We start from the raw sequence: 7,305 nt of genomic DNA, 5'->3' as shown, positions 1-7,305 counted from the left end.
TGAAGTGTTTTCCCTTAAAGTATCTCATGCATCATGCTCCTCAAATCATTTTTCTTACATTTTAAATTCGCTTAGAAAACTTTGCAACAGAACCCTGTGCAGAATACGTTGTATAGCCTTTTTTAACGGGCCGGATTCCCCCATGATATTCAATCACATGCGAACCACTTGACTGGCTCTCAATGATTTCACAATATCTTTTATACTCTTACTTCCATCTTGATAATGTATTACTGCATTCATTTTGTCTTCTGAAGTAAATTTAGTCATAAAAAAACTGCACTTGGAGTGCAGTTCAGAATCATGGGTCTTTTTTTAGTGTCCATGATTCGGGAGACAGTTCATATTATGAAAATGAGGGCACTGTTTTTACACTCAATTTTACATCTGCATTAGTATTGGGATTTTTTATTAAACTTATTATTATTTTATAATTAATTTATCTTCTTTTTTATATAAATCCATATATATGTAAAATCATATAAAAAATTGAGATCTTTTAAGTTTCCTTTACTGACCTCTCTAAACTTAAGGTTTTTTATTAACGCTAGAATCTTCTCCCTCATAAACTGAATGTATAAGGATAATTTTAGCAATGACAATTCAAGCTTATACACCATTTTATCTTTTAATTAAAATATATAATCATCATAAATATTTATTTGTATTTATTTTATTTGTATTTATTTTATTTGTATATGTACCAACAGTACAGTACTGTTGGTGCTGTACTGTTGGTGCTGTACTGTTGGTGCAGTAGTAATTAAAAAATATAATATTTACTAATCAACGTGTATCACAATCGGTTCTGTTGTAAAGTTTTTAGAGCTGAGCTTGACTGTAGAAAAAATGAGATGGGGAGCATAACATATGGGATATTTTAAAGGAAAACAATTTGAGAAAGACATTATCTTGGTAGCCGTCGGTCGGCTATTATTGTCGTTTTTCTTTAAGCTATTGTGATGTTGCTGAAATCTTGAAAGAACGTGACATATTCGTTCATCCTATGACCATCATGCGTTAGGTTCATGAATATGGAAATTTGAGTTATCAAATCTGGAAAAAGAAAAACAAAACGATACACTCTGTTTGGCATTTAGATGAGACTTACATCAAAGTTAAAAGGGAGTGGTGCCATCTTTATCGTGCAATTGATGGAGGTGGATATACTTTGGATATTCAACTTCGTAGAACTCGTGATCATCAAGCGACTTATATGTTTATGAAGCGACTCGTCAAATCTTTTGGAGAACCATCGGTTCTTACGACAGACAAGGCCCCGGCTTTGCTTTGCGCATTCAAAAAATTGAAGAGAGACGATTATTATACACATACTAAACACTATACCATCAAATATCGTAATAATCTTATTGAACAAGATCATCGACATGTAAAACGACGCTTTGCCAAATCTTCTGGATTTCAAAATATCCGTCATGCTTCGCTTACTATAAAAGGGATTGAAACAATTTAGGCTATATAAACAGGGACGAAGTCTTGAATTAGACTCCGTCTTTTCGGCGTACAATGAACTACACAAATTAGTAGCGGCTGCTTAAATCAAAATGCCACTTTATAATCCGTTCTCTATTTTTTAAAAACTTTGCAACAGAACCCTATTTTGCAACATTATTAACCGGTTCCTTAACGTATAAGGTACCGGTTAATTTTTGTCTAAGGCGAAGGGGAAAATTGATTCCTATCCCCAACATCATTAAAACGTTATAGAAAATATATAAGATATAATATAAATGAGGGAACAACGATTTATAAAACCTTATAGTTAACCTTCATATTATTTATCTAATAAATATGAAATGTATTTCTAAGTATTTGATGATATTGTTTCTCTTTTATTTCTTTTTTAGATTTTTTTCCATACCGGGTTTCTGTAAAACTTTGCTTGGTAAGTGCAATATGCCCATTTTCAATTAATTCACAAATAATATTCCCTTTATTTACTGGCGATTCTGGATGCTCTATAACCATGTTTTGTATAGCATTCACTTTCTTTTCATTAATTTCATTTAAATAAAAAGCATAACCGATAGACCAGGTATCAGTAAGATCCGAATCAAGAAAATGCGAAGTTTCACCATTTTTTCCTTTTTTCATTTCGAATACATGGCTTCCTTTCTCAGTCTTTTGTTTACGAACACGATATTCTCCCATTACAGAAGTTACACTGCCATCATGAAAAAAAGCGGGTCGTAAAGGCAGATACGATGCAAAACCTGCATCTATTAAATAGTTCTCACGTTTATGCTGTAGAACGATGATGACATGGCCATCATCAAGCCTCCACTTTCTTGTTTTTGGATCATAAAGAGTTCCAGCTATTCGGTACACATAAAATCCAAAATCCCACAAAAAATAATATAATAAAGAGTTAATCTCATAGCATAACCCACCGCATTTTTTTAAAGTAGCTTTTCTTCAATATTTTCTTTGGAAAATTCTTGCATATCCCCTTCCATGATGTCTATTTTTTCATAAGGTAATACGTACCCCATCTATAAAAGAATTGTATGCAAATCTTCAAATTCCACATTTTCTTTTGGTGGGATTTTTAATTTTAAGAAAAACTTTTTTTGTAACTCAGTTAACATGATATATCCCCTTCCATTCATAGAAAGTGTATTCATTTCATAAATATTACGACCATTAAGTTTATACGACATACAGCTTGAATAACATATTTTAGTGCTATATATTAACAAATAATAAGGAGCAAATGCTAAAAAACTCTTAAGATTTTTCAAAAATGAATTTTTGTTTATTTCGGTACCCTTACTCATCCTCACCAAAAAGAGAACAAACTAATTTATAAAAAATGAAATATAATGTTTCAATATTCAATTGTATTTTTAAACAAACGCTGGTTTAAATCTCTATGATTATATGCAAAGTATGTATCTAGAACTAGTATTCCTAATTCAATTCACTGATCCTATAATCGATAATTCTTTTATTTACACATATAGTATTCTTTATATCGTTGGAACGCCGATTTTTTTGTTTGTGGTGATAAGGTAGATGATTTTACTACTTTAGGTGCTTCTTGCTTTGGCATTTGTAATACACCACGTTTCTCGAACTCTTTATACACACTACTTACTTTACACCACACTTTTTTTGCAATAGCTGGATATTCCATTCCCTAATTAAATAATTCTACTGCTTGTTTACATCTTGCATCCCATCTCTCTTCTGGCGTTTGTACCTTTTGGTTTCGTTTTTCAACTGTATTTTTTTCAAGTTTGATACACTCTTTTTCTATTTTACACTTCTGTGCACAATATTGTTTTGTGTCTTCTTGACGCTCATAATGCTCCTCCAGTAAGCGTAGCCTTTGTACTTTTTTTGCGAACGCTCTCATGCTATATTCACCTCATTTCGTTTAATACATTCTATAAGTACCCACATCCTACTGTATCAACTACATTCCCTGTTAGATCCTCAGTTTATTCTTATACGAAGGTCATTCATAATTCCATTCCTGATCATTACTTATATGACAAATTTTAACTCAATCGTTACAAATCCTGTTAATTTAGCTATTTATGTAAATCATTTACATAGCACCCTAATCGATACACATTTTTTTATTATGTATCCTTTACTTTTAACTCAAAGATTTGCTGGAAAATAGCAATATTGATTCATTTCATTTAAAGCAGTCTATCCATTTTTGAACCTACACCTAAACTGTACTAGAATTACTCGCATCCAACGAGATAACGATTCAAAATATTAGTTGTTATTAAGTATACAAATGTTGATGATGTAGTAAAATTATAAATAAAAAGAGAATAGATTTAAAACAAGCCAATTTGTGTAGAAACTGGCTTGCTTCCTAATGATGACCGCAACAAAAATCTCTTTGAATCTTTATGAAGTGAACCGAATAGTGGTACATGAAAAAAACACCTCCTGAATTCGCATACTAAGTATGCAAACTCAATGGAGGTGTTTTTGGTTTGAAGACAAGAGTTCATTATCCAGAAGAAATAAAGTGGAAAGTGATTGAAATGAAAAAGGATGGATATTCCAATCGGACCATTATGGAGAAGCTTGGAATTAAAAATGTTTCCTAAATTAACACGTGGATGAAGTGGTATCGTACCGGTCAAACGTACCGCTTTCAACAACCTGTAGGAAAACAATATTCTTATGGAAAAGGGCTAAAAGAGTTAAATGAATTGGAACAGCTACGGTTAGAAAATAAACAGTTAAAAACAAAATTACTGATATGGGGAAAGTATCTGGAAATCGAAAGCAGTTGAACCCGAAAGCTGTAGTTACTTTATGGACCGATTTCAAAACAAAACTAACGGTAAAAGAATTGTGTAATATATTACCCCGGTCTACATTTTATCGTTGGTTACAACGAACAGTGGACATAAGAGATGAGATAGAAGAGAAAATAAAGGATGTTTATCTTCGGCATAAATTACGATATGGATATCGAAGAGTGACCGCAACTCTTCGGCAAATGGGGCTGTGTGTGAATCATAAAAAAGTATTACGAATCATGAGACAAAATCAGATTCTCTCAAAAGTTCGTCGAAAGAAAAAGAAATATATCAGTGGTGCGGAGCCAGTAGTAGCCCCTCATCGATTGGAACACCAATTCGATGCATCCGCACCAAATCAAAAGTGGTTTTCGGATGTGACGTATCTATTATTTGGAGAGCGTACCTTGTATTTATCAACGATTATGGATGCCTTTAATCGTGAAATTATTAGTTATGTCATCAGCGAGTCCCAAGCACTGCCATTAGCGACGAAGACATTAAAACAAGCAATGAGAGGGCGAAAAGTAAAAGATGTCTTTCTTCACTCAGATCAAGGAAGTATTTATACAGCGAAGGAATTTCAAGCATATGCCAAAGAAAACGGCATTATCACCAGCAAATTGCCATGATAATGCCGTCATGGAAAGCTTCTTTGGTCATTTAAAAAGTGAAGCCTTCTATTCACAAGAGATAACAAAAGTATCCAACACAACTGTGCGAAAGATTGTGCTAGAATACATTCATTACTACAATTGTATGCGCATTCAAGAAAAATTAAACCACCTACCCCCTAAAGAATTTAGGGAACAAGTGGTTTAATTGTTTTGATAGGTGTCCCGTTTTCGGGGGCACTTCATTATTATGAGTAAGTTTTAAAGAAAAAACCATCTTGGTTATAGTTTTACATAATTATAAACTATAGTAAATTGATATTAGTAATGCTGAATATTTTTAACATTAACCCCTTATATGCATATCGAGAAACCAAATATTGATTTTATTTGCCAAATTAGACAAATATCGATCTCATCAAAATTTCCATATTATGTAAAAATAGCTACGGTGAAGTTTTCAATATCTGTTCTGTTCTATTCTAAAAATTATCTACTATCTAAATCTTTTTATTTCCAATGCTGAAAGAGGTATCCAAAGTCTGTAGTTTTCTCCCCCCCCCGAAAAGAAAGTTCACACCTATAAGGCCACAACAATTTTCACTCATTTTTTAAAGTAATACAAAGCTTGTATCCACATAAATACAATGCTGTTTCCCATAATTCCTTACTCAATTACTGTTTCAATAGTAGGTATTACAGCAATTGATGGCATAGAAAAAGTCCAGCCTACTGAAAATACATTTAGTTTTTTACCTAATAGATAATGATCCCCAACAGAAATAGGAACTCTTAAAATTTTATTTTGAGCAGCCAATTCCCACCAATCATTTTGATATGAGAGTGCTTCTTCTTTTGTAGTTATATTCGCAACCACTATATAATGATCATCCATCGAAATAAAATACCCATTAAAGGGTATTTGTTCTTGTTCTTGTTTCTGTAGAATAGAATGTGTTGTATGATTTACCTCAGTAGACTCTGCGAAAGCTGGTGTCATACCGAAAGTTAAGCCACGTCCCAATGCTACGGTTACTAGTTTTTTGTAAACATACAAAATCATCTTCTTTATAATGTATTTGTTTATTTGTACGTACATATATTTCTTTTTATAGCATATAAGCCTTTTTATATTCAAATATTTAACACTTTTTTCACATATCAAGACGATATACTACAGCTAGTAAAATTGTATCTCTATAAAAACTAAAAGGAGCCTGTGCAAGGTTCCTTTTTTGAGAGTTAAAAATATCAAAAATCCAGATATTATAAGAAAAAGACACCATTTAGGTGCCTTCAGCCGACTTGAACCACGCTCATTTCATATAATTTACCCGTATTATCCCCTTGCTATATGTGGAAACATATCCTATAAAACAGAATCATCTATATACAACAGATTGTTGGCACGTAAAATAGAAATCAATTTAGAGTGACGCCATATCCTTGAAAGTAATTGATATGTTACGCCGTTCCAAAGAATCTGCTTTATAAAATGTATCTACACTCATCATTTTACCACGTTTATTATTTACAAAATTTATACTTTTAAACATTATGCATAATTGCATGCATGAATTAAGTTTCCTTTATTTATAATATATCACTAACTCTCGTAAGTTTAACATTTTGTATCTTTTATAAAACTGATTCGATGGAATTATAAGTTGACAAACTATTATTTTTTTAAAAGTAGCCTTGAGGAATCCTTGTAAAAAAGCAAGGATCTTCCTATTAAAAATGGTATATAAAAGAAATAAGATAACTTGCGATCACTCTGTGGGGAGGATTTATCTATAAATAGAAGGACAATTAAAATGGAAGAATTCAAATAAATTAAACAAAATATTTTAAATTTTCATATTTTACAATTCCACCTGCTATATTATAAGTAAGATACCTTAGAAAGGAGCCAACAACCATGGGCTTAGCAAAAGGTTTATTTCCTTCAATGCATACAATGGAGAACGCAACACAACTCTTTAATTCATTTCAACAGTAAGAAAAAGAGAGGAAGAATAAAGGGAAAGATTTCATTAGTAAAACTCTTAATAATTGTCACTATATAAACTCCACCTTTACTTTAAAGTGAGTAACAAATATATAATTACTGTAGAAATAAACTTGTAATTCATAAGAAATAGACTAAAGAGAAACACCTTTTGTCATAGTAAGGTGTTTCCCTTATCTTTAATTTATTATTTAGCATAATAACAGGGTTTACACTGCTTTCTCCAACGATTTTCAGGATTTAACCATCTTTTTCTATGCCAAGAAGGGCATTCTATGCGTACTTTATCTGGTTCTGTTGCAAAGTTTAAAAAGCAGAAACGGGTCTGAATAAATTTGGGGAATCATTTAAGCTGTGACTAATAATTTATGCAATTCTTTGTACG

General features: G+C 31.9%; 2 protein-coding genes and 4 pseudogenes. 3 read left to right on the top strand and 3 right to left on the bottom strand.

Annotated elements, in window-relative coordinates:
* The first annotated feature begins 595 nt into the window (after window positions 1–595).
* Complete coding sequence (locus ATL10_RS31480) at window positions 596–760, top strand: hypothetical protein (RefSeq protein WP_181419361.1); 165 nt, start codon at window positions 596–598, stop codon at window positions 758–760.
* A 110-nt stretch (window positions 761–870) separates the two neighbouring features.
* Window positions 871–1,559: pseudogene (locus ATL10_RS29900) on the top strand (IS6 family transposase).
* Between the two features lie 244 nt (window positions 1,560–1,803).
* Here ATL10_RS29900 and ATL10_RS29895 read toward each other — a convergent pair.
* Both ATL10_RS29895 and ATL10_RS29890 read right to left on the bottom strand, forming a co-directional pair.
* Window positions 1,804–2,609 (bottom strand): annotated as a pseudogene (locus tag ATL10_RS29895) (arylamine N-acetyltransferase).
* A 359-nt stretch (window positions 2,610–2,968) separates the two neighbouring features.
* Window positions 2,969–3,379: pseudogene (locus ATL10_RS29890) on the bottom strand (hypothetical protein).
* Window positions 3,380–3,980: 601 nt separating this feature from the next.
* On the opposite strand from ATL10_RS29890, the pseudogene ATL10_RS29885 reads away from it, so the two are divergent.
* Window positions 3,981–5,117 (top strand): annotated as a pseudogene (locus ATL10_RS29885) (IS3 family transposase).
* A gap of 459 nt (window positions 5,118–5,576) precedes the next feature.
* On the opposite strand, the gene ATL10_RS29880 reads toward ATL10_RS29885, so the two are convergent.
* The gene (locus tag ATL10_RS29880) at window positions 5,577–5,909 is read right to left on the bottom strand and encodes a DUF3221 domain-containing protein (RefSeq protein WP_481747235.1); all 333 of its coding nucleotides are present in this window, start codon (window positions 5,907–5,909) and stop codon (window positions 5,577–5,579) included.
* Between the last annotated feature and the right edge of the window lie 1,396 nt (window positions 5,910–7,305).

Origin of the sequence: Bacillus sp. 196mf, assembly GCF_003217275.1 — a bacterium.
Taxonomy (GTDB): Bacteria; Bacillota; Bacilli; order Bacillales; family Bacillaceae_G; genus Bacillus_A; species Bacillus_A thuringiensis_S.
Note: the sequence above shows the minus strand (reverse complement) of the source record. Positions and strands in the feature narration are given on the sequence as shown.

Coding starts and splice junctions, on each gene's coding strand:
- ATL10_RS29880 (WP_481747235.1), bottom strand. CDS start 5,909: ATGACACCAGCTTTCGCAGAGTCTACTGAGGTAAATCATACAACACAT.
- ATL10_RS31480 (WP_181419361.1), top strand. CDS start 596: ATGACAATTCAAGCTTATACACCATTTTATCTTTTAATTAAAATATAT.